Source organism: Streptomyces sp. NPDC057002, assembly GCF_042673825.1.
GTDB lineage: Bacteria > Actinomycetota > Actinomycetes > Streptomycetales > Streptomycetaceae > Streptomyces.
Genome location: NZ_JBHURZ010000002.1, coordinates 1289394 through 1315308 on the forward strand (window position 1 = coordinate 1289394; position 25915 = coordinate 1315308).

Consider the following 25915-nt stretch of genomic DNA (forward strand, 5'->3'; position numbering starts at 1 on the left):
GCTGAGACATCTAGGTGCCGTCCATTAGATGCGCGGGGGATCACTCCGGCATTTCCGGCGCGCGGACGCCCTGCCACTCCGGGCGGGCGTTCCCCCGAAAGGTCGTCGCCGGGGCGGCGCGCCGGGTTCGCCCGCCGATGCGCCGGCGCGCCGCGGTCGGGTTCAGCGCCCCGGACCCCAGGGCGACTCCGAGGCCGACCAGCGCGCTGCCCGCCGCCTGTGCCAGGCCGTAGGAGCCCGTGCCGACGAGCGGTGCGGTGCCGGCCGCCGCGACCGGGATGAGGCCGGAGAACAGGGTGGCGCGTTCCGCGCCGATCCGCTGCATGCCCATGTACCAGCACACGAATCCGACGACGGTGACCACCACCGCCTGCCACAGCAGCGCGGCGGCCTCTGCGGTGTCCGGACGCCGCAGCCACCCGGCCCCGTCGGCCAGAACTCCGACCGCGGCCGATTCCAGCGCGGCGACCGCGCACACCGTGGCGGACAGCAGCCGGGGCCCGAGCGGCCGCAGCACGGGTACGGCGAGCACGGCGAACCCGACCTCCCCCGCCAGGGCGCACACGGAGAAGGCCAGGCCCGCGCCGTCGGTGCGCCCCCAGCCCTGGACCGCGCAGGCGCCGACGGCCACGAGCAACGCCCCGTACAGCACCGCCCGCCTCGGCCCGCGCCCGTCCAGGAGCGGCACGAGCACGGCGACGACGACCGGCGCACAGCCCACGAACACACCGGGAACCGCCGGTTCCGCCGTGCGCTCCGCGGCGATGACGGCCAGGTTGAAGCCGACCATTCCGATGGCGGCGAGCAGGACGAGACGGATCCACTGACGCGGCGTCAGCGCCCTCAGCCGGGCGGCCGAGCCCTTCCCGGCCAGCGGCAGAAGCAGCAGACAGGCCAGCCCGTAGCGCAGGAACTGGCCGCCCGCGTACGGGTACTCGCCCAGGACGCTGTTGGCCGTGAAGGACGCTCCGACGAGGACACAGGCGAACGCGGCGAGCAGGGCTCCGCGCGTGGTGGTGACGTTCATACCGGCGACGCTAGGCAGCGCGGCGGCCCGGCTCGGGGTCCATTCTCGTGCCCGTTTCATGGACCAATCCGCCCCGGGCCGCCGCCTGAGGGTCAGCCGATGTGGTAGCTGTCGCCGTAGACCTTCCAGTCCAGCGGCGGGTCGAGGTCGAGGTTCCGCTTGCGCAGGAAGACCCGCTGGGCCGTGTCGACCCGGCTCGTGTCGCTGTGCGCCTCCTCCTGCCTCATGGCCCACACCCGCGCGTCCAGGAAGGCGTCGAGGTAGGTCACCTCGTCACCGCCCCACGCCGGCGGGTTTCGCCGTGCGCAGCGCGCGCTTGCGGATGTTGCGGAAGCTCAGGGGGTCGTTGCCGTCGCCGTGCATGACGATGGCGTCGTAGTACGCGAACTGGCCCAGCACCCGCAGCCCGTCCGCCTTGCCCTGCCGGACCGCCGGGCCGAAGTACACCCGGTCGCGCTCGTCGTCCTGCGCCCGCCGGAACGCGGCGTCACGGGCCGCCCGGCGCCAGTCGCCGGGGAAGCCCGGGTCGAGCCCGTCGTGCGAGTCGGAACCGTCGACCTCGCGCAGCGCCGGCAGGTACTTCGCGAGTACGTTGCCGGGTTTGCGATCGGTGTAGAGCTCGACGAGGTCGAGCATGTCGCCCGTGCCGGAGCAGAACCCGATGATGCCGGCGGTGTAGCCGCGGCCGTCGCGGATGTCCTCGATGTACTGGTACTGCGCCTTCCAGTCGAGCGAGGAGTTCTCCGCGCTCGACACGAGCTGCATGGCGATCTCCTTCTTCGCCGGGTCGTCGAGCCCGATCGCACGGACGGAGGCCGCGGCGTGCGACGGCCTCAGAAACGGGGCGGTGGCGAGGGCGGCGCCGAACAACGCCAGAGCGGAGCGGCGCGGGGTCGGGTGTCTCACGGGGCCTCCAGACAGAGTGGGGGTGGGAGAGCTGGCCGTGCAGAACTGATAGGAAGGTTTCCTATCACTGTCCGCGCGTCCCGGGAACCGCCGGAGGCGAAGTTCGTAGGGTCGAACGAGCCGGCCGGGCGCCGCGACGGGAACCAAGAGCCCGCCCCGCGCGTCAACTCTTTGTCCAGGGAGGCTGATCGGCCTCGGAGTCCGGCGAGAGAGGGGAATCGCGGTGGACGACGCGACGTCGCAGCAGGGGAGCGATACGGAGGCGGCGGCACGCCGGGCCCGCTTCGGCGCACTGCCGGAGCCGGTGCGCGTGGAGGACATGGTCGAGGAGCGAGCCGCGGGCGCCCCCGACCCCGCGCGCACCGCCTACAACCAGGACGAGTGGCTCGTGCGCTACTGCCTGTGACCCGACCCTACGAGCGGCTCTTCGCGCCCAGGTCGCGCAGCCACCGCACGACGTCGTCGGCGTCGTGGGCGCGGGCGATGTCGAGCGGTGTCATGTCGTCGTAGCCGCACCAGTCCTGGTCGGCGCCGTGCCCGTGGAGATACCGCGCGGTGGGGAGATGCCCGCCGTGGCAGGCGCCCCAGAAGGCGCTGGTGATCTCGTCGGCCGAAAGGGGCTCCCCGGCCTCGACGTACGCCCGCACCCGCTCGAGCAGGCCGAGCGTGGCGGCGTCCTGGAGGGTGGTGCGGGCGCCGTGCTCGACCAGCCGGCGCGCGGCACGCCACTGGCCGAACGCGCGGGCGTCGGCGAGCGGAGTGCCACCGGCGATCACCGCTCCGGGGGCCTCGATGTCGGCACCGGCGGCGATGAGCGCGTCCAGGACGGCCACGTCGTTGCTGCTCGCGGCCCAGTGCAGCGGTGTCTCCGTGTGCGCACCGCCGAAGCGCGCGTCGGGATCGGCCCCCGCGGCGACCAGCGCGGCGACCACCTCGGGACCGTGGGGGAAATGACCGGGCCAGTCGGTCGCGATGTGCAGCAGACTGCGCGTGCCCTTGCCGTCCTCGCCGTGCTCGGTGACGCGTGCCGCGGCCAGACCGGGATGGTCGGCGAGCAACTGCCCGAGCCCCGGCAGATCCCCGGCCCGGATCGCCGAGGTGACGGCGACGGCCAGCGGATCCTGTGATGTCAGCGTCAGCAAGCCGGCCTCCCGATCGCGGTCCAGGGCTTCCGATTCTGTAGGACGACGCCTGCGCACACCACGCTCCGTGCCCGTAGCACTCATCCGCGGAGTCATGCCCGAAGACATGCCCGCAGGCCCCGTGAGGCGTAGCGTCCGGGTAAGAGCGGGAGGACTGCATGTCCGCGAGCAACGAGCCGCCCGGGGGTGCCGGGACGCTGGACGCCCTGGGGACGGCGCTGGCCGACACCGTGCGCGGAACCGGAGCCTCGATCGGCGGCCTGTACCTGATCGAGGAGGCGGAGCCCGTGCTGCGCCTGGTCGCGCTGTGCGGTCTGCCGATCGCGTTCAGCGCCCCCTGGCAGCGGCTGCCTCTCAACGCGCCGGTGCCGGTCGCCGACGCGATCCACGACGACACACTGGTCAGTGTCGCGAGCCAGGAGGAGATGGCCCGCCGCTACCCCCGGGCCGCCGCGGTCCTGCCCTACCCGTTCGCCCTGGCCGCCGTCCCGCTGGCCGGCGTACGGCGCCGCTGGGGCGGCATCGTGCTGATGTGGCCCGCCGTGCGGCCGCGCGGCATCACGCCACGCGTACGCGGCCACGTCACCTCCAGCGCCCGCCGCATGGCCCGCCTGCTGGACGACGCCGCGGGGCCGCCCGCCCTGCCCGACCAGCCGCGCATCGTCCCCGTCGACGCCGCACACCACCCCGTGCAGACCGGCCTGGCCGCCGCCGACTACCTCGAACGCCTCCCCGAAGGCGCCCTGGCCCTCGACCTGGAGGGCCGCATCACCTTCGCCACCCCCACCGCGGCCCGCCTGCTCGGCCGCCGCGCCGACCGGCTGCTCGGCACCCGGCCCTGGCAGTCCCTGCCCTGGCTGGACGACCCCGCCTACGAGGACCACTACCGCACGGCGGTCGTCGGCCGCACCCCCGTGTCCTTCACCGCGCTCCGCCCGCCCGGCCTGTGGCTCACCTTCCAGCTCTACCCGGACACCAGCGGCATCAGCGTCCGTGTCGTCCCGGGCGGAGAGCGGGCCGAGGCCCCGTCACCGCCCGCCGTCGCGCGCAGTCCCGCGGCGGCCCCGACGGGACGTCTCTACCAACTGGTGCACCTGGCCGCCGCGCTCACCGAGGCGGTTACCGTGCGCGACCTCGTGGCGCTGAGCGCCCACCAGATCCTGCCCGCCTTCGGCGCCCAAGGCCTCGTGCTGTCCGTCGCCGAGGCCGGGCGTCTGAAGATCACCGGCTACCACGGCTACGCGGCCGACGTCATGGAACGCCTCGACGCCCTGTCGCTGGACACCGACCTCACCCCGGCGGGCCAGGTCCTCGCCAGCGGCACCCCCGCCTTCTTCGCAAGCCCGGCCGAGCTCGCCGCCAACTACCCCGGCGCTCCCCAGATCAGCGGCAAACAGGCCTGGGCCTTCCTGCCGCTGATGATCTCCGGCCGGCCGGTGGGCTGCTGCATCCTGTCCTACGACCAGCCGCACACCTTCACCGCCGACGAACGCGCCGTCCTGACCTCCCTGTCCGGTCTGATCGCCCAGGCCCTCGACCGCGCCCGGCTCTACGACACCAAACACCGTCTCGTCCACGAACTGCAGCGCGCCCTGCTGCCCCGTGCCCTGCCGAACCTGTCCGGCCTCGACGTCGCCGCCCGCTACCTGCCCGCGGGCCACGGCATCGAGGTCGGCGGCGACTTCTTCGACCTCCTGCGCCTGGACGAGACGACCGCGGCCGCCGTCATCGGCGACGTGGAGGGCCACAGCATCGCCGCCGCAGCTCTCATGGGCCAGGTACGCACCGCCATCCACGCCCACGCCACCGCGGGCGCCGCACCCGACGAGGTCCTCGTGCGCACCAACCGGCTCCTGGCCGACCTCGACTCCGAACTGCTCGTCTCCTGCCTCTACGCCCATCTCGACCTGGCCCGCCACCGGGTGGCCTTCGCCAGCGCGGGACACGTGCCGCCGCTGCTGCGGCACACCAGCCGCCCCGGCGCGGTCCTCGACGTCGAGCCCGGCCCGCTGCTGGGCATCGACACCGGCAACCACTACCCGGTCACCACCGCGCCCCTGCTCCCCGGCACCACCCTCGCCCTCTACACCGACGGTCTGGTCGAGCTCCCCGGCACCGATGTCACCCGGACCACGTCCGACCTCGCCGGTCAGCTGGACGCCGCCGACGGCCACGACCTGGAACGGCTCATCGACCGGCTCCTCCAGCACACGACGCCCACCGGGCAGCACACCGACGACATCGCGGTGCTCCTGCTGCGCGCGTACCGCCCCGGCCCCCACCGGGCCTGAGGCCGCTGCCTCGACGTTCCCGGTCAGGCCCGGTCGGGATCCGCGCGGACGTGCCGGGCGACATCGCGCAGCTTGATGTTGTGGTTCTGCGAGATACGCCGCAGCACGCCGAAGGCCTCGTCCTCGCTCAGCCGGTGGCGTTCCATGAGGATCCCCATGGCCTCTCCCACGGCGTGCCGGGTCTCCAGGGCGTGCTCGAGCTGGTCGACGGTACGGGCGGTGTCCAGTGCCACGGCGGCATGGGAGGCGAGCAGCCAGCCCGCGGCCTCGATGTCCTTGCCGAAGGCCCCCGGGCGGCGCGAGTAGAGGTTCAGCGCGCCGAAGTCCTCCTGCTCGGTGTAGAGCAGCACACCGGTCATGCTGCCGATCCCCAGATCGCGGGCCGCCTGGGAGAAGCGCGGCCAGGACGGCTGCGGCGTGGTCATGTCGGCGATACGGAACAGCCGCTCGCCGTCCACACGTCGGGCGGCGTCGAAGCACGGCCCTTCGCCCAGTTCGCCCTGCAGCCGGTCGGACTCCTCGACCATGTCGCCGCACGCGGACAGTGTCACGGCCCGGCCCCTGGACACCGTCAGGATCCCCGCCGCGTCGCAGCCCTCGACTAGCTTCACCGCCGATGCGGCGATCTCGTCCAGCGTCGCCTGCACCGAATCCTGGGCCACCAGATCCCGGGCGAGCTGCGCCATCTGCTCGGCATACCGCTGCCACTCCACCGCCACCACCGCCTCGCTCCCCGGTCCCGCCCACCGTACTCCGACCCACACCACGCATCCGCGCACCCCAGCGCCCGCACCGACCGACCGTCACCTGGGCGCCGGGCCCGGCGAGCCCGACCGTGCTGGCGCACAACGCGCCGAAATCTTGGATACGGCGGCACTACCGCGCTGGGGGTGGGGGCGCCAACGGCGCCAGGATGAGCGGTAGCCCAGTGTGTTGGGTGAGGCGGCGCTCGCCGGCCCGGACGATTCGGTGCCGGCCAGGACGGATGCCGTGGCGTTCACCGGGGCCGGGATACGCACGGAGCCGCCGGGCCCGGTGCGGCGGTGATGCCGTAGGCAGGTGGGCCTGGACGCGCAGGGCCCGTAGGCGTAGCCCGGGCCATGACTGGAAGGCCCCGCCCGTCAGCGGTATGCCGTCAGCAGGAGGGCCACGTCGTCCGGGCGCTCGGGGGCGCGTCGGGCCGTTCTCACCAGTCGGTCGGCGAGATGCTCCACCGAGTCCGCCGGGGTGTCGGCCAGAGCACGGCGGACCTCCTCGATCCCCGTCTCGATGTCGCTGCCGGGCTGCTCCACGAGCCCGTCGGTGTACAGGGCGAGGACGCTGCCGGGGGCCAGCGTGAGCGCGGTGACGGGATAGACCGAGTCGGGCTGCACGCCCAGCATGACCCCGCCCACCAGGTCCAGCGTCTCCGCGCGCCCGTCGGGGTGGCGCAGCAGCGGCGGGGGATGGCCGGCCCGCACGGCGAGCGCCCGCCCGGTACGCGGGTCGAGTTCGATGTAGCAGCAGGTGGCGAAGGCGTCCGACTCAAGCTCGGTCAGCAGCCGGTTGGTATGGGTGATGACCTCCTGCGGCGGCCGCTCGCTCGCGGCGAAGGCGTGCACCGCACTGCGCAGCTGACCCATCACCGCGGCCGCGCCGACACTGTGGCCCTCGACGTCCCCGATGACCAGGGCCACGCCACGCCCCGTCGTGATCACGTCGTACCAGTCACCGCCGATGGCCATGCCCTGCGTGCCCGGCAGATAGCGGCCGGTGGTGCGCAGCCCCTCGACCGCCGGCAGCCGGTGCGGCAGCAGCCCCTCCTGGAGACCGCGGGCGACGGCGGACTCCGAGTCGTAGAGCCGTGCCCGTTCCATCGCCTGGGCGGCCAGCCCGCCCAGCGCGGTGAGGGCGGAACGCTCGTCGGCGGTGAACCGGTGCGGGGCGTCCCAGCCGAGGATGCAGGAGCCGACGGAATGGCCGGAGGCGATCAGCGGCAGGAACGACCAGGCGTTCATCCGGTCCAGGGCGATGCCCGGGTAGGCGGTGGAGAGGTCCTCGGGCGACTCGAAGAAGAGCGGCAGCCGCGTGGTCAGCGCGTGCACGCCGGGCAGTCGCGTGTCGAGGGCGACGCCCTCGAACTGGGTGAGGAAGCCCTCCGGGTACCCCGACTCCCACTGCAGGTACATCCGGCCCTCGCGGACGGTGTACAGGGCGAGTTCCCGCGCGCCGAACGCGGGCAGCAACTGCTCGGACACGGCCCGGCAGACGTCCTGCACGGTGACCGCCTCGGTGAGCACGCTCGCCATCTGCACCACGTGGTACAGCGCCCCGGCCCGCGCCGCCGCCACCGGCCCGGGCGGCGGCGCAACGGCCGCAGCGCCCGGCACGGGACCGGCGGACGCCCCGGCCTCGCGCGCCGCCTCGCCTCCGGTGGGCGGGACGGTCGGATGGACCCGGCCGGTCAGTCCGTGCACATCCGGGTACAGGACGAAGCTCAGCCAGTTCCCGGCGGGATGCCGCACGAGGAAGGACACCTGTTCCTGCGACAGCATCGCCGCCCGGTAGCGGTCCTCGTACGCGGGATCCCGGAGCCAGGTGATCACCTCCCACGGATAGCGGCCGAGGAGCTCCTCCCGGCCGGCGCCGAGCAGTTCCTCGCAACGGCGGTTGCCGTACGTCACACGGCCGTCCTGGTCCAGGGAGAACAGCCCGTCGGGCAGCCGCTCCGCGGCCTCGGCCGCGGTGAGCCCGCCGGCCGCGTCGACGAGGGCGCCCACCAGGATCCGGGCGGAGCCGGTGCCGCCGCGCACGAGCCGGCCCCACAGTTCGACCGGCCGGTAGCTGATCTCCCCGCCGCCGGACTCGTCCCGGACCCGGAAGTGACGGGACCTGACCCGGCCGTGCGTCAGCGCGTCCTGCCGGCTCGCCCGCAGTTCGTGGAGGTCTTCCGGGCTGACGCGGGCCTCGACGGCCGCCATGGTGCCGTCGAAGTCCGCCCCGGCGATGCCGAGGAGCGCGAGGGCCTCGTCGTCCGGCGTGCACCGGTCGCTGTCCAGGTCCCAGTCGAGAAGCCCGACCCGCATGGGGCGCACGGCGGCCGTGGGCAGCCGCACGCTGACGGGTTCGTCGTCGTGTTCCACCCGGTACGCGCCCGAGCCGGACCGGCCGGCGGCGAGGCGGCCGAGGCGCTCCTCCATGTCCCGCCCGGCGGGACGCAGCGCGCGATCCACCGCCTCCGCGTCCATCGGCGACCGGGCGGCCGAGCGCAGCACGACCAGCACGCCCACGGCCTCCCCGCCGGCCCGGACGGGCTGGTGGGCGGAGCCGAAGGAGTACGGCAGCCCGGCGGTGAAGTGCGGGAAGCGCACCATGGTGACGCGCTCGTCCGGCAGCCACAGGGGCTCGTCGCGCCGGTAGGCCTCGGCCATGGGCAGCGCGCCGCCCACGGGCACCCGCCACCACGCCCTGAGCAGCGACCGGGGCACCCCGGTCACCAGGGCCAGCACCAGCGAGCGCCGGTCGCGGGAACGCAGGTAGACAAGGCCGCCGTACCCCCCGAGGTCCCGTACGGCCGCGATCAGCGGAGCGGTGAGGGCGTCCTCGATCCGGCCGGTGTCCCCGGTCCGGACCCGGCCGTCGCCTCCGTCCCGGCCCGGGCCGCCGGATGGCCGCGGCCCGTCCGGCACGGCGGCTGCCTCATCCATCTCGCGTCCTCCCGGTACGGACGCACCGGACACCAATCGCTCCCCATCAGGATGTGCCATGGTCGGCACTCCGGCGCGGCAAGCGCAACCTTTCGGTCGTCACGGCCGTCTCACCCGATATCAGCAACACATAAGCCTCGGGGGCGAAAATGGTACGAATCCGAACTGCATGCGCGACGCTCGCACTCGTGGGCGCCACGGTGGGCGTGGCCGCGGTCCCGGCCGGCGCGGCTCCGGTCGCCACCCGGCAGGCGACCCAGGCCGCGGCGTGCCCCACCGGCTGGGGAAGTCTCGCCAAGACCGACACCAGCGGCACGATCGCGCCGGTGAAGGACATCAGGACCGGCCGTCACACCTGCTTCGACCGGATGGTCATCGACCTGCCCGGCGCGGGCGGCGACGTCGGCTACTCCGTCCGCTACGTCGACCGGCTCCACCAGGACGGATCGGGCCGCCACATTCCCGTGAGCGGCGGAGCCGTCCTCGAGGTGCGGGTCGCGGCCCCCGCCTACGACCCGGAGACCGGCGCCGCCACCTATCCCGGCCGGGTGGCGCGCCCGCTGCCGGGTGTGGACCTCACCGGCTACCGCACCTTCCGGGACACCCGCTTCGCCGGCAGCTTCGAGGGGGAGACCCAGATCGGACTCGGCCTCCGCGCCCGGCTGCCCTTCCGGGTGCTGCAGCTGGAGGACCGCGTCATCGTGGACGTCGCCCACAGCTGGACCGCCGCGAGGTGACGGCACGGTGCGCCCGGTTCTCCGGAGCCGGGCGCACCGCTCGGCCCGCACCCGCCAGGGCCGTCGCGCTCGCCGGGCCGGGCCGTTCTCAACGGCCGCGCACGCGCCCCAGTTCCGCCAGGGTCCGTGCCGCCGCGCCGGCCAGACGGGGCCGGTTGCGTACGAAGCGGCGGGCGGCCCGGGCGGGCTCCCGGCCCAGCCAGTGGACGGCTCCGCCCGGGGTGGGCCGTACCACCGCCCCTTCGTACACCCGCAGGTCACGGGTCTTGAGCGACTCCTTGTAGCGGGCGGGGCCGCTGCCCAGGTCGACCGTCTCGACACCGTCGGCCGCCGCGGCCTCCAGCATCCTGAGCTGCAGCACGAGACCGGGGGAGTACTTGGCGTAGGCGCGGTCGTACGCCGGGAACCACCAGGAAAGCACCGTGCGCGAGCGCAGACCGAAGTGCGCGGCCACGGGCCGGTCCGCGGCGTAGAGCACGGACAGCACGCCACGGCACTCCGGTTCCTCGCTCTCCCCGAGCAGCGTCACCAGCCGGGTGATCCACTCCTGCGCGAACCGGTCGCGCCGGCCGGTCCGCCGGTACTGTGCCGACTTCCAGTCCATCAGCGCCCGCAGAGCGACCGGGTCCCGGGCGTCGTACACGAACCGCACCTCGCCGACCTGCCGGGCCAGCTTGCGCTCCTTGGCCAGGGTCTGTCTCAGGAAGCCCGGCGACTTCGCCCGCAGCCGCTCTCGGTACCGCTCGAACCCCTCGCCGACGTCGACGACCGGGGAGGCGAGCTCCTCGGCCGCGTGCGGCACGAACAGCCCCTGGCCGGCCTCGAGGTTGTCGAACTCCCAGGACGACAGCGCGCAGGACCGCAGTAACCCGCGCGCGTCGAGCCGGATCCCGGGCCGCAGCACGGCCCCCTGGCTGTCGGACACCCCGAGCCCGATGGCCCGGCCCTGGCCCAAGGGTCCCCTCTCGTAGGGGAAGAACCCGACCGGGGAGTCGTCGTCGAGCAGCACCGCCACTCTCGCTCCCTGCCTGACCTGCCCCACCACGGTGGTGAACGCCGGGTCGAGAAAGGGATTCGCGGGGGCCGCGGACTCCGTCCGGATCTCCCGCCACATCTTCTGGTCGTTCGGGCCCAGTTCGTCCGGCCTCAGAACGAGAACGCGCTTTCCAGGCAACTCTGCCTCCTGTGTCATCGGCATGGGGACACACGAAGGCCTGCACATCACCGCGAATCGGCACCAGGCAGTACTCAGGCCGCACGGCGCAGGCCCTTGTCGGTACTGCCGTCACTCAGCAGCGGAACGTCTGCAACTGGGCGGCGTTCGGGGCGGATCCGGCTGTTCCCGCACACCGGGTCGTCCCCGCACACCGGCTCGTCCCCGCCGCCCGGAAGTCCGTGCCGCCCCGGTCCACCGCGGGCGCCCCGGTCACCACCGCGCTCGCCCCGGCCGCACCCGCGGCCCGCGGTGTCCGTGCCGCCAGGTGCCGGAGCGACGGCTCCTCCTCGCACGGACAGGGCTTCCCGGTTCCTTCGGCCTCAGGCGTCGAAGCGGCACCGGTCTCCCGCACATCCACGGCTGCCGTGACCGCCGTGTACTCGCCCCGATCGAGGCCGGGGACGGCGAGATGCAGCAACAGCAGGCAGGCCACCAGGCCCACCGCCGCTGCCCATCGTCGCCGCACCATCAGACCCCCCGACACGGCCGGCTGCGCCTACCAGTAGGCCGATCGCATCTCGCCCCCGTCAAGCCCTTGTGGGCCGATTCGCCCCGCTCGGCCAGTTGCTGCCGAAATCCAACGGAAAGCGCTGCCGCCCTCCTTGCGGATCAGGTCAGCGGCTGCCGCCGGGCGTGCTCAGTACCTCGCCCGCCTTCGGCGCCCGGATGTCGAGCGGTTCGCCGAAGGCGCTGAACGAGGTGGTGGTGTGCTGCGCACCGCTCTTGTAGACCGTCTTGAGCAGGTAGGGCTCGCCCTCGTCGGCCACGTAGAAGGTGTACGTCCCTTCCTTGTCCGCCTTGTCGGTCACGATCAGCTCGATGGCCCTCGTGCCCCCGACCCGGGTGGAGCCGCCCTTCTTCGCCGTGCCGAACGAGTCGAAGGGCCGTTCGCACGAGGTGAGACCGTTGCCCGAACCGGCGGGGTCCACCGGCGTCTTCGCCCACAGCCTCTGCTCGCCGGTGACACCCGGGGTCTTCTTCCACTTCTGCAGATAGGCCCGGTTCGGCCGGACGTAGTCGGTCCCGCCCAGACGGATCTGCTCCAGGGCGGCGCCTCCAGTCATCTCGGTCTTCGACCTGCACCGGCTGTCCAGGTCGGTCTCGAGATGGCTGGTGACGGTACCGCTCGTCGTGCGGTTGGTGATGTCGACGGTGACGGAGTCCAGCTTTCGCATCGTCGCGTTGGCCTCGTCGAGGAGATCGCCGGCGGACTTGTCCTCGCCGGCGCCGCCGGAGCCGCACCCGGCCAGGGCCGCGCCCGCCAGCAGGCACGCGAGCGCGGTCGTCGTCACGGTAGCCATGGCCCGCACGGAGCCCCCCTGAAGTTCGTGTCGGCCGATGATCAGCACGGGAGCCTACCCGTCCGCCGGTGTCCGCGGCGGACAGGCCGGGGTCATGCTCCGCTGTCGGTCTCGCGGACCAACTCGATCGCCCGGCCAAGGGTGTCGAGCCGGTCGTCCAGGGTCTCCCCGGCCGGATAGAGACGGACCGTGTCCACACCGGCGTCCCGCCAGACCCGCAGCCGTCGCCGCACCATCTCCTCGGTGCCGATGAGTGTGGTGGCCAGCACCATCTCGTCGGTGACGAGACCCGCCGCACCGTCCCGGTCGCCCACCTGCCAGCGCTCCCGCACCTCCGCCGCGACCTCGGCCCAGCCCTGACGGCCATAGGCCCGGTTGTAGAAGTTGGTCGACGCGGAACCCATGCCGCCCAGGCTGAAGGCGAGTTCCTTCCTCCGGTCCGCGATCATGGTGCCGAGCGCCTCCTCGTCCCGGGCGAACGCGACCTCGGCGCCCTGGCAGACGTCGAACCCAGCGCGTTCCCGGCCGGCGGCGGCCAGCCCCTCGTCCAGCGGAGCGAAGTAGGCCTCCGCCGCGCCCTCCGGTACGAAGCTGGTGCCGAGCCAGCCGTCCGCGACCTGGCCGGTCAGCCGCAGCATGGCGGGCGACAGCGCGGCCAGGTAGACGGGGACGGGGTGCTCGGCCCGCATCGACAGGCGCATCGGCACCGCCTCCCCGTCGGGCAGCGGAATCCTGAACTCGGAGCCCGCATGGGAGATCTTGCCGCCCGCGACCACCTGCCGCACGATCTCCACGGTCTCGCGCATCCGGGCCAACGGACGGGCGAACGGAACCCCGTGCAGGCCCTCCATCACCTGCGGTCCGGACGGGCCCAGACCCAGCAGGAAACGCCCGCCGGACAGGTTGGACAGGGTGATCGCGGCCTGGGCGAGGGCCACCGGCGTGCGCGTCCCGACCTGCATGACCGCGGAGCCCAGCAGCATCCGTTCCGTACGGGCCGCGTAGAAGCCCAGGGCGGACGGGGCGTCCGATCCCCACGCCTCGGCAACCCAGCAGACATCGAGCCCCAGTTTCTCCGCCTCGACGACGAAGTCGGCCTGCCGGGACCAGGAGCCGAGGGCCGCCGCCTCGACGGTCGTCGCCGTGCGCATCACGCCTCCGCCCGCTCCCTGATGTGCTCCAGCGTGGCGGTCATGCCCCGCTCGAACTCCCGCAACCTCACGAACACGATCTTCTGCTCCTTCTCCGGCATGGCGTCGATCGCGAAGGAGAGGCCGGAGCGCCCCGGCCCCATCCGCATCCACTGCGACAGCCCGGTCCCGCCGTCCCTGGGCTCGAGGCCGAACCGCCAGACGGCACTGGGCTCGGCCGGATCCCCGACCGCCCAGGCGAACACCCGCTCCGGGTCACACGTGACCACCGTGGAGGTCGTCTTCCACTCACCGAACGTCTCGTGCCTGCTCCGGCCGGTGAACCGCGCCCCGACGGCAGGCCCGGCGGCTCCGTCGGCCCACCCCGCCCACTGCAATTCCTCGCTCAGGTCCGGCATCCGCGTCACGTCCGACACCAGCGCCCACACTCTCCCCGGCGGAGCGGCGATCCACGTCGCCACCTCGACCGTCGGTCCGTCCGCGTACCGTGCGCCCGTCCACTCCATCGCGTGCCGGCCTCCTCGTCGACAGGGACTGTGGCAGCAGAGTTGCGTAATAAGACTCACCAGGTCAAGAGGGCACGTGTGTCCGTACCTTTAACGGGCCGTGAAGGTGGGCGCAGGCGTGCCCCAGTGCGCGGAACAACGCTCGCGGGGCCGCGTACGCTACCGATGGCTGCACCCCGGGGGATCTTCACGTCTGACGTGTCCGCCGGTAAGGGAGCCATCAGGGACGGCAGTGGCCGAGCCGATCCGTCGGCGGGCACCATGAATTACGGCCGGGCGCGGTCGCGAGGGTGCGCCCGAGCCTTCGAGTGGAGGACGAGATGGGATCGGCGATGGGCGAGCGGGATCACCGCCGGCAGAGATGGGCGGCCAGAGGAGCCCTGGCCGCGGTCGCGCTGGCGGCGTTGCTGCCTCTCGTCTCCGGCGGTCTGAAGGGACTGCTGCTGCTTCTGGCCGGCCTGGCGGGACTCGCCCTGACCGCGGCGGCGCTCTGGTGGGTCCTGTCCCGCCGCGGGCCCGCACGCATGGCGTCGGCCGTGCTGGCCGTCGTCGCCCCCGTCGGCGTCATCATCCTCTTCGCCGCCGCGAATCTGATCTGGGTGGTCTTCGCCTCGCTGCTGCTGTGGTGCGTCGCGGTCTGGAGCGGCCGCTACGCCCTGCGCAGCACGGGCCTGCGGCCGGTACGGGTCAAGGAGTACCGCACTCCGCCGCCGCAGCGCCCCTTCCTCCTGCTCAACCCGCGTTCCGGAGGCGGCAAGGTCGCGAAGTTCTCCCTCAAGGAGAAGGCCGAGGAGCTGGGTGCCCGGGTCGTCCTGCTCGACCCGGAGCACCACCAGGACGTCACCGCCCTGGCCAAGGCCGCCGTGGCCGACGGAGCCGACCTCCTGGGCGTCGCGGGCGGCGACGGTACGCAGGCGATGGTCGCCGCCGTCGCGGCGGAACACGGCCTTCCGTTCCTCGTCATCTCGGCCGGCACGCGCAACCACTTCGCCATGGACCTGGGCCTGGACCGGGACGATCCGTCCACCTGTCTCGACGCCCTCACGGACGGGGTCGAACTCCGCGTCGACCTCGGCTTCGCCGACGACCGCCCGTTCGTCAACAACGCGTCGTTCGGTGTCTACGGGGCCGTCGTCCAGAGCCCCGGCTATCGCGACGACAAGGTGGGTGCCGCACTGGAGCGGCTGCCCGAGCTGCTCACCCGGCAGAGCGGCCCGCGGCTGACGGCCAGCGCCGACGGCACCACCATCACCGACCCGCAGGCCGTCCTGGTGAGCAACAACGCCTACCGCATGGACGACCCGTTCGGCTTCGGCCGGCGCGAGCGGCTCAACTCCGGGAAGCTGGGCGTGCTCGCCGTCCGCGTGGACAGTGCCGTGGAAGCGGCCGAACTGCTGCTGTCGCCGCGCCCGGAAGGCCTCACCGTGCTCACCGCCCAGCACGTGGTCGTCCACTCCGACGAACCGCATCTCGAAGTCGGCCTCGACGGCGAGGCGCTCACCCTGCCCGCCCCCGTCCACTGCCGCATCGCACGCCGGGCCCTGCGCGTCCGCGTGCCCCGCAACCGCCCCGGAGTCCCCGAGGCCCCACCGCGCCTGGACTGGCGCCGGCTCCGCAAACTGGCGGCCGCGGTCGGCCGTACCGCCGCACCCACACGCTCCCGGCGCACCTGAGCACGGTCCCCGGCCTCATGTGAAAGGTCCCCCCGCCGCTTCGGGCGGGGGGACCTTTCACATGCGATCAAGCGGGTTACGCGCCCTTCGGCCCCGCCTGCTGTACGACCTCGAAGGACCAGAGGGTCGAGTCGCTCGCGGCGGGCTTGGGCCGCTCGCCGCCCTCGCCGCCGCCCTGGTGCGCGGCCTTCATCGGCCCCTCCATCCAGGCCTGGAACGATGCCTCGTCACGCCACCGCGTGTAGACGAGGTAGGTGTCGGTGCCCTCCACCGGGCGGAGGAGCTCGAACCACTCGAACCCGTCGGAGCTCTCCACGGTGTGCGCGCGGGAGGCGAACCGCTTCTCCAGCGTCTCCCGCTGCTCGGCGGGCACGGTCAGCACATTGATCTTGACTACGCTCATGGCCCCATCTTGCCCGATGGCACATCCGCGCCGACCGGGAGCTGCGCCGTCGGAAGTTTTGAACGCGTTCAAATATGGGCTAGGGTCGATCCCACACGTCGAGGGGGAGGCCTTCATGAAGATCGTGATACCCGGCGGGACCGGACAGGTCGGCACGTTCCTCAAGCGTGCGCTGAGCGCCGCCGGACATGACGTCGTGGTCCTGACCAGGCGTCCCGCACGCCAGGGCGAAGTGCACTGGGACGGCGCGACCCCGGGCCCGTGGGCACAGGAGATCGACGGCAGCGATGTCGTCGTCAACCTGGCCGGCCGGAGCGTGAGCTGCCGCTACACCCCGGCCAACCTCCGCGACATGATGGACTCGCGGGTCGACTCCGCCCGGGTCGTGGGCGAGGCCATCGCCAAAGCCGCCCGGCCGCCCCGGGTCTGGCTCCAGATGAGCACCGCGACGATCTACGCCCACCGCTTCGACGCGCCCAACGACGAGGCCACCGGCGTGATCGGCGGAGCCGAACCCGGCACCCCCGGCTACTGGGCCTACAGCGTCGACATCGCCAAGGCCTGGGAACGGGAGCAGGAGACGGCCGGCACACCGGCCACCCGGAAGGTGGCCCTGCGCGCCGCCATGGTGATGAGCCCGGACCGCGGCGGAGTCTTCGACGTCCTGTTGCGGATGGCCCGGCTCGGCCTCGGCGGCCCGGTCGCCGGCGGTGCGCAGTACGTGTCCTGGATCCACGACCGGGACTTCGTCCGGGCGGTGGAGTTCCTCGTCGCCCGGGACGACATCACGGGCCCGGTCAACATCGCCGCTCCCACGCCGCTGCCGCAGCGCGCCTTCATGCGCGCCCTGCGTACCGCCTGGGGGATGCCGGTGGGGCTGCCCGCGACGCGCTGGATGGCCGAAGCAGGCGCCTTCGTGCTGCGTTCGGACACCGAACTGCTCCTGAAGAGCCGCCGCGTCGTCCCCGGCCGTCTGCTCGAAGCGGGCTTTGCTTTCGACCACCCCGGCTGGCCGGAGGCCGCGGACGACCTCGTGCGGCGGGTCCGCGGCCGCGACCTGAGGTGAGCCGGGGTCAGCTCTGTCCCTTGCCCTGCTCCAGGACCTTGCCGGTCATGTCCGTGACCTGCCCGGCCGGCGGCTCGTCCGCCTCCACCTCGGTACCGAAGCCGGTGAAGTCCATGACCGTGCGCACCGTGACCTTCTGCGGCGCGGACGAGGCGTCGGTGGAGGACCGCTGCGTCGGCGTCGGCGCCTTGAGGGTCATGTCGATCTGCTGACGGCGCATCCGGCCGTCGTCGTCCAGCCACACGTCCATCGGCAGCGTAGGGCCGACCTGCTTGCGAAGCGTGTCGCCGCCGGGCAGCTCGGCGACGTCGACGGATACGCGGTAGTGCGTGGTCCTCACCCCGCCGATCGTGGCCGTGCCCTTCTCGGTCACGTCCTTGTCCGTGATGGCTTTGGCGTACGCCGCCGACTGCGCCGGGTCGCTCATGGAGTTGTCGCCGGCGCCCTGCTTCCCGGCGACCTTCCCCAGGTCGATCTTGATCCAGGGCTTGCCGTCCGGCGCCTGGCCCTTCGGCATCTTCTGGTACAGCACCCGATCGATCACGCGCTGCTCGATCCGCTGCCCCCGCACCGTGAGTGTCATGACGCTGTCGCCGTCGTCCAGGTCCACGACGCCCTGCCCCTCGGCCGACTCCGAGGCGCCCTGGGCCGAGGTACGCACCCGCAGCTTCACCTCGGCGGTGTCCTCCTCGGCCGTCCTGTCGTAGGCCGAGCGCACCGCCTGGGTGCCGCGCTCCCGGGTGCCGCCGTCTGCGGAGGAACCCCGCGCACCGTCGCCGGTGTCCCCGTCGTCGCCGCAGCCGGTCAGCACCGTTCCCGCCAGGACACCGGCGACGCCTAAGGCACAGACCCTCCTGCCGTTCCCCGCCCTGCTCATCGAACCAGCTCCTCTCAGGTGTGGTGCGACCCAAGTGCCCGAACCGGACATGAACACACGTGTCGGTACGAGGAGTTGGTCACCGGGAGGTTCGTGACGCGGCCGGTGCGGATGCCGGGTCCGGTCAGCGGCGGCCGCGGAGCTTGCCCAGCAGACGCTGGGCCTGGGCCCGCTTGCGGGGGTCGGCCGCGGCCCGCCGGGCCTGCTCGACGGCCCGCCGCCCCTGCGGACTCCGGGCGAACTGCTTGATGCGATCCAGGATGTTGGCCATGAGGCACCTTCCTTCGTGTCTGACGTGCTTGTTGTCTGTAGCCCGCCTACCCCTCCGACGAGGGGCTCAGCCCTCACCCGCCCCGACAGCGGGCGACCGAACGTGTTTGCCGACGGAGTCAGAGGCAAGTCGGTGTCCATGACTGAACAGAACAAGCGCACGAATCACAAGCCGACCACCATTCAGACGACGGAGTCCAAGGCGCGCAACGCGACCGACAAGGCGACCGCGCCGACGACCCAGGCCGCGAAGCGTGCGGCGGCCAAGGTCGATGACGCGGGGTCAGCGGTCAAGGCCGGCGCCGAGCGCTCCGCCGAGGCGACCACGGCGGCCATGCAGACCGCGGCCAAGGGCGTCGAGGCCGGCCGCCAGGCGGTCGTCACGGCCTCGGGCCACGTCGCGGCCACGGCGAAGACGGCCTGGACGGTCATCGCCCACCGCAAGCTCGTCGCCGCGGGCGTCGGAGCCGGCCTGACCGCCCTGAGCGCCGCGTCGTACGCGGTGGGACGGCGCGCGGAACGCGGCGCGCACGGTCCCGTCACCCGGTTCACCGGCGGACGGATCTGACCACGGCAAGGGCGTCGACGTGACGGCCACGAGGAGGACAGGCGGCGCGGCGCGCATCACCGGACGCCCCGGTGGTCCGCGGCGCCGCCTCCTTGCGGTCTGTGACGCGCCCCGGCGTCCGAAGGCACCGCCTCCGTGTGCTCCATAGCAACTTCCGCCGTTCGAGACCTCTCCTTCCCGTGGCTTGGCGCACATCCGGCCCTCGTAGTGGTGTCCCCCTCGCGCGGCACCGCCGTGACGAGGAAGGATGAGACCGCAAGCGAAGGATCAACCCATGCGGAGGAGCGGGCCCATGCAGCACGAGCGAGCGGGCAATCCGGCCGGTTTCGAGGATCTCGTCGATGTGGCCCGGCTGGTGACCGCGTACTACGCGCTCCACCCCGACCTGGACGATCCGGGGCAGCGCGTCACGTTCGGGACCTCCGGACACCGCGGATCGTCCCTGGCGAGCGCGTTCAACGACGACCACATCGCCGCCACCAGCCAGGCCATCTGCGAGTACCGCGCCGATCAGGGCATCACCGGCCCGCTCTTCCTGGGCGCCGACACACACGCCCTGTCGGAGCCCGCGCGCGTCACCGCCCTGGAGGTGTTCGCCGCCAACGAGGTGACGGTGCTGATCGACGACGCGGACGGCTACACGCCGACCCCGGCCGTCTCGCACGCCATCCTCGCCCACAACCGCGGCCGCACCACGGGTCTCGCGGACGGCGTCGTGGTCACGCCCTCCCACAACCCGCCCGCCGACGGAGGGTTCAAGTACAACCCGCCCAGCGGCGGCCCCGCCGCCTCCGACGCCACGTCCTGGATCCAGGACCGGGCCAACGAGATCATCCGGGGCGGCCTGAAGGACGTACGGCGCATCCCCTACGCCCGCGCCCTCGCCGCTCCCACCACCGGCCGCTACGACTTCCTGGGCACCTATGTCACGGACCTGCCCAGCGTGCTCGACCTGGACGCGATCCGGGCGGCCGGGGTGCGGATCGGGGCGGACCCGCTGGGCGGGGCGTCCGTCGCCTACTGGGGCCGCATCGCCGAACAGCACGGCATTGACCTCACCGTCGTCAACCCGCACACCGACCCCACCTGGCGGTTCATGACGCTGGACTGGGACGGCAAGATCCGCATGGACTGCTCGTCGCCGTACGCGATGGCCTCGCTCATCGAGCAGCGCGACCGCTTCCAGATCTCCACCGGCAACGACGCCGACGCCGACCGGCACGGCATCGTCACCCCGGACGCGGGCCTCATGAACCCCAACCACTACCTGGCCGTCGCCATCTCCTACCTGTACGCCCACCGCGACCGCTGGCCTGCCGCCACCGGCATCGGCAAGACCCTGGTGTCCTCCGCCATGATCGACCGCGTCGCCGCTGACCTCGGCCGTGAACTGGTCGAGGTGCCCGTCGGGTTCAAGTGGTTCGTGGACGGGCTGGCCGGCGGCACCATCGGCTTCGGCGGGGAGGAGTCCGCCGGGGCATCCTTCCTGCGCCGGGACGGCTCGGTGTGGACCACCGACAAGGACGGCATCATCCTGGCGCTGCTCGCCTCCGAGATCACTGCCGTCACCGGCAAGAGCCCGTCGGAGCACTACGCCACGCTGGCCGCCCGCTTCGGCGAGCCCGCCTACGCTCGCATCGACGCCCCGGCGTCCCGCGAGGAGAAGGCCCTGCTCGCCAAGCTCTCCCCGGCCCAGGTCAGCGCGGACACCCTGGCCGGAGACGCGGTCACCGCCGTCCTCACCGAGGCCCCGGGCAACGGCGCTCCCATCGGCGGCATCAAGGTGAGCACGGACAACGCCTGGTTCGCGGCCCGCCCCTCGGGCACCGAGGACGTCTACAAGATCTACGCCGAGTCCTTCCTCGGCCCCGACCACCTCGGCCGGGTCCAGGAGGAGGCCAAGAGCGTGGTGCTGACGGCACTGGGCGGCTGAGCGCCGAGAGGACCGGACACGGCCCGGGCCACGTCATCGTGGCCCGGGCCGTACGGGCTGCCGGCTCGTCCCGCCGGGCCGCGATGCAGGACACTGGGGGCAGATCCGATCCGGGAAGGATTGTCACGTGATCATCTTTGGCACCAAGGGGTACCTGTACCAGCTGGCGATACTGACGCTGGTCTGCGGGCAGTGCGGCAATCCCGCCGCGCACACGCTCAGGAAGCGCGTCACGAAGTTCACGCTGTTCTTCGTGCCGCTGTTCCCGATCTCGACGAAGTACCTGACGCAGTGCACCTTCTGCGGCGCGGAACAGAAGGTGACCAACGAGCAGGCGGAGCAGTTGCAGATCCAGAACGCGGGCGGCCAGGGTGGTCAGCCGCACGGGCAGCCGGAGCAGCAGCACCACCGCTTCTAGGGCCCAGCACCGCGACCGGTGAGCGCCTGCGGTCCCGCCTACGGCGATCAGCTCACCGGTCGCCCACGGGCGCCGCACCCTCCGGTGCCGGGCGCCGCCGCTCGTACCGCAGCGCCACAGCCGTCGCGACCGCCCCCGCTCCCTCCCACAGGCCCACCCCGACGAAGACACCCGGCGCCCTCCCGCCGAGCGCGGCGACGGTGAAGACGGTGCAGGTGAGCAGCCGGAACGGCACGGTCCACCGGAAGAAGGCCCGCCAGTCGGCCAAGGCCGCCAGCCCGTAGTACACGCCCATGTTGAGCGCGGCCATGGACGACGCCGTCATGAACGCGGGCGTGAGGTCCCCGGCGGCGCGCCCATCCGGAGCGGAGAGCCCGAGCAGCGACAACTGCGCGGCCGGCGAGACCAGACCCACCGCCCCGAGGGCGGCGGCGAGCACGCCGAAGACGGCCATGGTCCAGCCCGAGGCGGAGCGGGGAAGGCGCACGCCGGGATCGTATCCATGTTCGATCAACGGCCGGGCCCGTTCCGCTTCCTTCCCGGATCGGCGCAGATCCGTGTGGCATCCGCAAGATCTCGGGTACCCGGCCCGCCACGGGCCCGGACCTGTGCTGCGGGCCGATGGGCCTCCTGCAGTCGATCAGTGAAAACGGAGGCATGAAGATGAGCACCGTCAAGGAAACCGTGGAAGTCGACGTCCCCGTCCACACCGCCTACAACCAGTGGACGCAGTTCGAGGAGTTCCCGAAGTTCATGGAGGGCGTCGAGGAGGTCAGGCAACTGGACGACCGCCACAACCACTGGACCACCAAGATCAGCGGAGTACGGCGCGAGTTCGACACCGAGATCGTCGACCAGCTGGCCGACGAGCGCGTCACCTGGCGCACGACCAGCGGCGACATCAATCAGCGGGGCTCTGTCCGCTTCGAGCGCGTCGACGACACCCACACCAGGGTCGAGCTGGTGATGGACATCGAGCCCAGCGGAGCCGCGGAGAAGGCGGCGGACATGACGGGCACGATCGACCGCCGGGTCAAGGGCGACATGAAGCGCTTCAAGCAGTACATCGAGGAGCGCGGAGCCGAGTCCGGCGCCTGGCGCGGACGCATCCAGCCCGGCGGCACCGGCCCCGTTCTCTGACCCCTCACGCTCCGTCCCGGACCCGGCCTCCACCGTGGAGGCCGGGTCCTTTGTGCGTGCGCGCGCGGAGAAGAGGTGAGAATTCGGCCATCGTTATGACATGCACCTGTCCATATCGGCCTCCCGGTGGCACGCTGCCCTCTGACTGTCCGCAGTGACACCCCTGCCTGACCGGGCGGACGGTTCCCCGCCGCCCGGCCCCCGCAGCAGAAGGAGACCGCGTGATAGGCAGACCCCGCAGCCTTCGCTCGTCCGGCGGCACCACCCGCGTTCGCCACACCGTCCTCGGCGCACTCGCCGGCGTCGCCGCACTCCTGGCGACCGGTGTCACCGCCGCACCGGCGGGCGCCGTGCCCGAACCGGGAGTCATGGCACCCTCGGCGCAGCAGAGCGCCCTCGACTTCTGGACCCCGCAGCGGATGCGCGCGGCCACCCCGCTCGACATCCTGTCCGTCGACCGCTCCGACGTACGGGCAACCGCACCCCGCAAGGGCAAGGCGACCGTCGTGGCACCCAGCACATCCGTCTCCGACGTGGGACCCCTGGCGATCCCGCACGGCGGCGGCCCCTGGACCGGCGGGGGAGCGGTGGCCAAGACCGCGGGGCGGGTGTTCTTCAGCTACCAGGGGCGGACCGCCTCCTGCTCCGGCAACGCCGTCACCAGCGCCAACAAGAGCACCGTCATCACCGCCGGGCACTGCGTGAAGATGCAGGGAGCCTGGCACACCAACTGGGTGTTCGTGCCCGGCTACCACGACGGCCAGCGCCCGTACGGCACCTGGGCCGCGTCCAAGACCCTGTCCACGCCGCAGTGGACGGCCAGTGAGGACATCAACTACGACATCGGCGCCGCCGTCGTCGCCCCGCTGGACGGGAAGCGGCTGACCGATGTCGTCGGCGGCCAGGGGCTGGCCTTCAACACCGGCTACAACAAGGCCATGTACTCCTTCGGCTTCCCGGCCGCCGCTCCGTACGACGGCGAGAAGTTCATCTACTGCAGCGGAACCACCTTCCGGGACTTCCTGCTGTCCAGCGACCACGGCCTGACCTGCAACATGACCGGAGGCTCCAGCGGAGGCCCCTGGTTCACCCAGTTCGACGAGGCCACCGGGACCGGACTGCAGTCCTCGGTGAACAGCTTCAAGTACAACTTCCTGCCGAACGCCATGTACGGCCCGTACTTCGGCGCGGACGCGCAGAACCTGTACCAGAGCGCCCAGTCGTCCTGAGCCGTCGCACCAGCCGGGAGCCCGGGTCCTCCGCCCCACCACGGGAGAGGGCCCGGCTCCCGCGCGCCGGCTCAGCCCCGGGCCACCGCGATGGCCCCCGCGAGCCGCTCTCCCGCCTCGTAGATCATGTACGGGACGCCACCGTCGGTGCCGAAGGAAGGCGCCGCGGCGCGCCCGTTCTCCGGAGCCGCGCTGCGGGAGTTGTAGAAGACACCGAGGTGATCGCGCTTGCCGAAGTCGTTGCCGACCTCGGTGATCATGATGTCGCCGCCGCTGGACTTGTCCTTGTTGTAGACGACGTAGGTGCTGTTGTTGCGGTGCAGCAGGTGCGGACCGCCGACGTTGACGGCGCCGACGTCGCTGTGCCGGATCAGCGGCTTCTGGTCGTAGGTCCAGGTACGGCCGTCTGCGGACCAACCCCAGGCGATGTCACGGTGGTCGGTGGTGTTGTTGAGCATGAAGACCATCACGTAGCGGGCGCCGCGTGAGGGCAGGTCGTGGCGGAAGACCCGGGCGTACGACGCCTCCGTGGTGCCTGCCGGGAGCATGGCGGTCGACAGCACGCCCTTGTCGTACGTGAAGTGGATCCCGTCCTTCGAGCGGGCGAGGCGGGTCGTGGTGTTCTCGCCGTGGAAGTACAGCCAGAGCTCCTTGGCGTCCTGGTTCCACAGCACGTGGGGCGACGAGACATGGCTGACGGAGTAATGCCCTGACCACTTGTTGGAGACGATCGGGTTCGACGGGTACTCCGTGAACGGGCCCTCCAGTGAGTTGCCGTAGGCCAGGCAGATCCCGCCGGGCGGGTCGTGCGGCGCGTAGTACAGGTAGTAGCGGCCGAGGGGGGAGCTCAGCTTGTCGTAGACGCCCCGGATGCAGGGGAAGATGATCTCGTCGGTCGGGTTGTACTTGAGCTGGGACGCCGTCAGCAGGGTGCGGACGTACTTGTAGTCGGGAAATCCGCCGGGCGCGGCGGCCGCGGGCTGGGCACCCACGGCCGTCCCGACGGTGAGAGCGGCTCCGGTGGCGGCGCCGGCGCGCAGGAAGAGGCGCCGGTCGAGGTGGTGCTCGCGCATGGTGGGCTCCTATGACGCTACTCAGAGGTGGGTGGCGGCGGTGACACACAGGCCGCCGAGGGCGACCGCCCAGACGTACGGCAGCGTGCGCACCATGACCTGCTGCGGAGTGACCCCCGCGTACTGGGCGCTCCACACGGTCTGTGTGCTGGTCGGGTCGGCGACGCCGAATACCTGGTTGTACGAGGTGGTCATGCCGAGGACGGCGGCCGCCGGGTAGATGCCGGTGGCGATGAGGACACCGGCGATGCCCGCGCCGAGCCCGAACACGTTGAGCGGGCCGCGGTAGAGGCACAGCGGCACGAGCAGCGTGAAGACGAGGACGAAGAGCACAGGGTTCTGCGGGCTGACGGCCTTGACGAGGGGTTCGAGGGCCTCCACGGCGCCCGGCAGTTTCACCGCCGCGAGCAGGATGCCGATGGCGACGAACAGGACGATCGGCGGGGCGGCCACCTCGAAACCGCCGTACAGGGTGCGCAGCAGCCGCTTGTTCATCTCGCCGGGCCGGGTCGTGGTGACCAGCGCGTACAGGACGCCCGCCAGCAGCGAGGGAATGATGGCGAGTTCGAAGCCCAGGGCCAGGACGAGCGGCACGGCGGGGGCGAGCAGCGCGTACCAGGGCGCGTCGCCCAGCTCCGCGCGGCGTGAACGAGGCTTCGCATCCAGGGACTTGAGCGACCAGGCATGCTCGGTGCCACGCCGTCGCGTCTCGACGAGGACGAACGCGAGGGCGGCGACCAGCGCGAACGGGAAAAGCTTCACCATGAAGCCGCGCACGGTCGGGATCGGCAGCTCCAGCGCGGTGGAGAAGAACTGCCACACCGGCAGCTCGAAGGGGATGCCCACGGCGATGCCCATCAGCACCGTGCCCGCGGCGGTCACCTTGGGCATGCCGACGGCGATCATCGCCGGGATGCCGATGATCCCGGCCAGCATGGCGGCGGGTGCCGAGCCGGTCACCGTACCGACGAGGGCGGACACACCGAGGACGCCGAGGGCCACCACGGTCGGCCGGTCACCGCCGAACTCGACGATCTTGCGGACCAGCGTGCCCGCGATACCGGTCTCGTCGAGGAGCTTGCCCAGCCAGGAGCCCAGAACGATCGCGATCATGGTGGCGGCCAGAGCCGGCGCACCTTCCTGGAGCACCGTGTCCAGCACGCTGTTCTCGCCGGTGAGCGGCGCTCCGGCGAGGAAGGCGATGACGACGGCCAGCAGCACCAGCGCGAAGGCGGTGGGAAGTCTCCGGGTGAGCATCAGGCCGACACCGGCCGCCATGACGAGGAGGATCACGACACCCAT

Annotated in this window: 25 protein-coding genes and 1 pseudogene; 10 read left to right on the plus strand and 16 right to left on the minus strand. The window is 72.2% G+C overall.

What is annotated here, in order from left to right; translation table 11 throughout:
* Positions 1–40: 40 nt before the first annotated feature.
* Together ACFT32_RS13930 and ACFT32_RS13935 are read right to left on the minus strand one after the other, a co-directional pair.
* Complete coding sequence (locus ACFT32_RS13930) at positions 41–1027, minus strand: EamA family transporter (RefSeq protein WP_382488678.1); 987 nt, start codon at positions 1025–1027, stop codon at positions 41–43.
* Between the two features lie 92 nt (positions 1028–1119).
* A pseudogene (locus ACFT32_RS13935) lies at positions 1120–1933 on the minus strand (chitosanase).
* A 223-nt stretch (positions 1934–2156) separates the two neighbouring features.
* Here ACFT32_RS13935 and ACFT32_RS13940 point away from each other — a divergent pair.
* Entirely contained in the window at positions 2157–2339 is a 183-nt protein-coding gene (locus ACFT32_RS13940; protein WP_382488680.1) for a hypothetical protein, read from the plus strand.
* Between the two features lie 7 nt (positions 2340–2346).
* On the opposite strand, the gene ACFT32_RS13945 is transcribed toward ACFT32_RS13940, so the two are convergent.
* On the minus strand, positions 2347–3075 hold the full coding sequence (locus ACFT32_RS13945; RefSeq protein WP_382488682.1) for an ankyrin repeat domain-containing protein: 729 nt from the start codon (positions 3073–3075) through the stop codon (positions 2347–2349).
* Positions 3076–3233: 158 nt separating this feature from the next.
* Here ACFT32_RS13945 and ACFT32_RS13950 point away from each other — a divergent pair, with 158 nt between their 5' ends.
* Positions 3234–5366, plus strand: a complete 2133-nt coding sequence (locus tag ACFT32_RS13950; RefSeq protein WP_382488683.1) for a SpoIIE family protein phosphatase — start codon at positions 3234–3236, stop codon at positions 5364–5366.
* Between the two features lie 23 nt (positions 5367–5389).
* Here the strand turns inward: ACFT32_RS13950 and ACFT32_RS13955 are convergent, their stop codons facing one another.
* A complete protein-coding gene (locus ACFT32_RS13955) occupies positions 5390–6052 on the minus strand; it encodes an ANTAR domain-containing protein (RefSeq protein WP_382488909.1) in 663 nt (220 codons plus the stop codon).
* Positions 6053–6487: 435 nt separating this feature from the next.
* Entirely contained in the window at positions 6488–9052 is a 2565-nt protein-coding gene (locus ACFT32_RS13960; RefSeq protein ID WP_382488685.1) for a SpoIIE family protein phosphatase, read from the minus strand.
* A 149-nt stretch (positions 9053–9201) separates the two neighbouring features.
* Here ACFT32_RS13960 and ACFT32_RS13965 point away from each other — a divergent pair, with 149 nt between their 5' ends.
* Complete coding sequence (locus tag ACFT32_RS13965) at positions 9202–9789, plus strand: hypothetical protein (protein WP_382488687.1); 588 nt, start codon at positions 9202–9204, stop codon at positions 9787–9789.
* An 88-nt stretch (positions 9790–9877) separates the two neighbouring features.
* On the opposite strand, the gene ACFT32_RS13970 is transcribed toward ACFT32_RS13965, so the two are convergent.
* From ACFT32_RS13970 to ACFT32_RS13990, 5 genes are all read right to left on the minus strand, one after another.
* The gene (locus tag ACFT32_RS13970; RefSeq protein WP_382488911.1) at positions 9878–10981 is read right to left on the minus strand and encodes a GNAT family N-acetyltransferase; all 1104 of its coding nucleotides are present in this window, start codon (positions 10979–10981) and stop codon (positions 9878–9880) included.
* A 97-nt stretch (positions 10982–11078) separates the two neighbouring features.
* The gene (locus tag ACFT32_RS13975; RefSeq protein WP_382488688.1) at positions 11079–11474 is read right to left on the minus strand and encodes a hypothetical protein; all 396 of its coding nucleotides are present in this window, start codon (positions 11472–11474) and stop codon (positions 11079–11081) included.
* Between the two features lie 145 nt (positions 11475–11619).
* A complete protein-coding gene (locus ACFT32_RS13980; RefSeq protein WP_382488690.1) occupies positions 11620–12306 on the minus strand; it encodes a hypothetical protein in 687 nt (228 codons plus the stop codon).
* A 92-nt stretch (positions 12307–12398) separates the two neighbouring features.
* Positions 12399–13457, minus strand: coding sequence for an LLM class flavin-dependent oxidoreductase (locus ACFT32_RS13985; protein ID WP_382488692.1), 1059 nt, complete (start codon positions 13455–13457; stop codon positions 12399–12401).
* On the minus strand, positions 13457–13963 hold the full coding sequence (locus tag ACFT32_RS13990; RefSeq protein WP_382488694.1) for an SRPBCC family protein: 507 nt from the start codon (positions 13961–13963) through the stop codon (positions 13457–13459). Before ACFT32_RS13990 ends, ACFT32_RS13985 begins: the two co-directional genes overlap by 1 nt.
* 320 nt (positions 13964–14283) lie before the next feature.
* Here ACFT32_RS13990 and ACFT32_RS13995 point away from each other — a divergent pair, with 320 nt between their 5' ends.
* Positions 14284–15636 (plus strand): diacylglycerol/lipid kinase family protein, encoded by a 1353-nt coding sequence (locus ACFT32_RS13995; RefSeq protein WP_382488696.1) that lies wholly within the window; start codon positions 14284–14286, stop codon positions 15634–15636.
* Between the two features lie 76 nt (positions 15637–15712).
* On the opposite strand, the gene ACFT32_RS14000 is transcribed toward ACFT32_RS13995, so the two are convergent.
* The gene (locus ACFT32_RS14000) at positions 15713–16039 is read right to left on the minus strand and encodes an antibiotic biosynthesis monooxygenase (RefSeq protein WP_059416674.1); all 327 of its coding nucleotides are present in this window, start codon (positions 16037–16039) and stop codon (positions 15713–15715) included.
* Positions 16040–16154: 115 nt separating this feature from the next.
* Between ACFT32_RS14000 and ACFT32_RS14005 the strand changes: the two genes are divergently transcribed.
* Entirely contained in the window at positions 16155–17105 is a 951-nt protein-coding gene (locus ACFT32_RS14005; RefSeq protein WP_382488698.1) for a TIGR01777 family oxidoreductase, read from the plus strand.
* A gap of 7 nt (positions 17106–17112) precedes the next feature.
* Here ACFT32_RS14005 and ACFT32_RS14010 read toward each other — a convergent pair whose 3' ends face one another.
* On the minus strand, positions 17113–17982 hold the full coding sequence (locus tag ACFT32_RS14010) for a hypothetical protein (protein WP_382488700.1): 870 nt from the start codon (positions 17980–17982) through the stop codon (positions 17113–17115).
* Between the two features lie 124 nt (positions 17983–18106).
* Entirely contained in the window at positions 18107–18253 is a 147-nt protein-coding gene (locus ACFT32_RS14015; protein ID WP_193482844.1) for a hypothetical protein, read from the minus strand.
* A 138-nt stretch (positions 18254–18391) separates the two neighbouring features.
* Between ACFT32_RS14015 and ACFT32_RS14020 the strand changes: the two genes are divergently transcribed.
* The 3 genes from ACFT32_RS14020 to ACFT32_RS14030 all read left to right on the plus strand — a co-directional run bounded on the left by ACFT32_RS14020 (position 18392) and on the right by ACFT32_RS14030 (position 21171).
* Complete coding sequence (locus ACFT32_RS14020) at positions 18392–18820, plus strand: hypothetical protein (RefSeq protein WP_382488702.1); 429 nt, start codon at positions 18392–18394, stop codon at positions 18818–18820.
* A gap of 292 nt (positions 18821–19112) precedes the next feature.
* The gene (gene pgm, locus ACFT32_RS14025) at positions 19113–20753 is read left to right on the plus strand and encodes a phosphoglucomutase (alpha-D-glucose-1,6-bisphosphate-dependent) (RefSeq protein WP_382488704.1); all 1641 of its coding nucleotides are present in this window, start codon (positions 19113–19115) and stop codon (positions 20751–20753) included.
* 127 nt (positions 20754–20880) lie between these two features.
* Positions 20881–21171, plus strand: coding sequence for a zinc-ribbon domain-containing protein (locus ACFT32_RS14030; protein ID WP_382488706.1), 291 nt, complete (start codon positions 20881–20883; stop codon positions 21169–21171).
* A gap of 52 nt (positions 21172–21223) precedes the next feature.
* On the opposite strand, the gene ACFT32_RS14035 is transcribed toward ACFT32_RS14030, so the two are convergent.
* On the minus strand, positions 21224–21625 hold the full coding sequence (locus tag ACFT32_RS14035) for a hypothetical protein (protein ID WP_382488913.1): 402 nt from the start codon (positions 21623–21625) through the stop codon (positions 21224–21226).
* A 209-nt stretch (positions 21626–21834) separates the two neighbouring features.
* Here ACFT32_RS14035 and ACFT32_RS14040 point away from each other — a divergent pair, with 209 nt between their 5' ends.
* Complete coding sequence (locus ACFT32_RS14040) at positions 21835–22311, plus strand: SRPBCC family protein (protein WP_382488708.1); 477 nt, start codon at positions 21835–21837, stop codon at positions 22309–22311.
* A 221-nt stretch (positions 22312–22532) separates the two neighbouring features.
* On the plus strand, positions 22533–23540 hold the full coding sequence (locus ACFT32_RS14045) for a trypsin-like serine peptidase (RefSeq protein ID WP_382488710.1): 1008 nt from the start codon (positions 22533–22535) through the stop codon (positions 23538–23540).
* A gap of 71 nt (positions 23541–23611) precedes the next feature.
* Here the strand turns inward: ACFT32_RS14045 and ACFT32_RS14050 are convergent, their stop codons facing one another.
* Both ACFT32_RS14050 and ACFT32_RS14055 read right to left on the minus strand, forming a co-directional pair.
* Positions 23612–24613, minus strand: coding sequence for a hypothetical protein (locus ACFT32_RS14050; RefSeq protein ID WP_382488712.1), 1002 nt, complete (start codon positions 24611–24613; stop codon positions 23612–23614).
* A 21-nt stretch (positions 24614–24634) separates the two neighbouring features.
* On the minus strand, positions 24635–25915 hold the full coding sequence (locus ACFT32_RS14055) for a transporter (RefSeq protein WP_382488714.1): 1281 nt from the start codon (positions 25913–25915) through the stop codon (positions 24635–24637).